Source organism: Shewanella canadensis (assembly GCF_003966225.1).
GTDB classification, from domain to species: Bacteria; Pseudomonadota; Gammaproteobacteria; order Enterobacterales; family Shewanellaceae; genus Shewanella; species Shewanella canadensis.
This window is the reverse complement of sequence record NZ_RXNU01000049.1, coordinates 1-1,490: the sequence shown is the minus strand read 5'-3', so window position 1 is coordinate 1,490 and position 1,490 is coordinate 1. Positions and strand designations below refer to the sequence as shown.

Sequence of the window (1,490 nt, the reverse complement as noted above, 5' to 3'; positions counted from 1 at the left end):
AACCCTCCAACACCGCTGCAAGTCCCGTCCTATCTAACCTTTCGACTAGTTAGTTGGCCTGCTGTGCCGTGTCAGTGGGAGCGAATTATAGGGAGTTTTAGGCAGAGCACAAGCGCTAATTACTGAATAATGGATGTTTTTATCAAATAGGCACTTAAGAACAGCTTACACACCTGCTGCGCACAGAGTTACCCACAACTAACACATATAAAGCACGACTGATGCTGACTTAGCCCCCATACGCATCAGTCACGTCATGTATTCACCGACCACATTAACGGTTGAAAACCAATCAATTAAAGCTGTTCAATAGGTCAGATGCTGAAACTTATACGATCAAAGCGGTTGTCCAACCAGGTTTACAAGCTTCATATTGATATCGGTAATAACAAATATCGGCCTGACAACTAAAACGAGCCTGCTACAAGAGCGTCAAATGATAGGCAATAAGCAGAAACATACCGTGTTTTATGAAGGAATCGTTTAGGAGCAAGAGTTAAAATCTAGATCCATAGAATACAATCGTGCCGAAGCCCTCTCGTGTGGCGGTCTAGACGGAAGATTTTTCGTATAAATGTAAGATCAAAATGTCTGTTTTTGATGCTAGGGCAACCGCCATGGTAATTGTAGATCCAGTAACAAGCATTAACGAAAGTCAATATTGCGAACCAGCCGTTATGCAAGGATAAGCGGTAACCAAAGATCAACATCTACCTATCTAATAAAAGGAAGCAGACAAAACAGATAGGGCGCCAGTCATGGCCAGCTTCGAATATAAGTAGAAAACAGAGAAAAACTATAAACCCTGACCGCCATAATGACGGGTATGCTGCCTTTAGTTAAAGAAGAGTGCATGACTATATGAATATAGGAGGTAGAGTAACGCATGGAGCAGTTACCGAGGATGCTAGAGCCAAGGATGCAATTAATAACCTCTCCTCTAAAGCGCTAAATTCTCGCTGAGCGATCACATCCTCATACCGATTTGTATTATCCCCTTTTACATACAGCTTGAACTTCGTAACCAGCCCTCCTCTGTAGGAGCGTGCTTTAGCCGCGAAGCTTTCTTAAGATCGAAGGCACCTGTCATGGTCAGCTAAGAAACTGGATATAAACTGGATAGAAACTATAGACCCTGACCGCCATGGATGACGGAAATGCCGTTAATGCATGGATGCAATTAACGGCCACATCGACGAAGTCGCTACGGGTTGCATGTGAAGTAGGCATTCATGCCTACCTAAGTGGAGAGGTCACCTGATATCAATGCGGATAAGTTCGAGCTGAACACTCAAAATATCACTGAATCCTAAACGCAAAAAAGCCACCTTATTCAGGTGGCTTCGTCACTTAATTAGGCGCCTGGAAATGACCTACTCTCACATGGGGAGACCCCACACTACCATCGGCGCGATTGCGTTTCACTTCTGAGTTCGAGATGGGATCAGGTGGGGCCACAATGCTATGGTTTCCAGACTAATTTGGTAAAA

Annotated in this window: 1 protein-coding gene and 1 rRNA gene; both read right to left on the bottom strand. The window is 44.1% G+C overall.

The window, feature by feature from the left end:
• Window positions 1-1,092: 1,092 nt before the first annotated feature.
• Window positions 1,093-1,230, bottom strand: coding sequence for a hypothetical protein (locus EKG38_RS25065; protein ID WP_185826953.1), 138 nt, complete (start codon window positions 1,228-1,230; stop codon window positions 1,093-1,095).
• Between the two features lie 130 nt (window positions 1,231-1,360).
• Window positions 1,361-1,476 (bottom strand): 5S ribosomal RNA (gene rrf, locus EKG38_RS24755).
• Window positions 1,477-1,490: the final 14 nt, after the last annotated feature.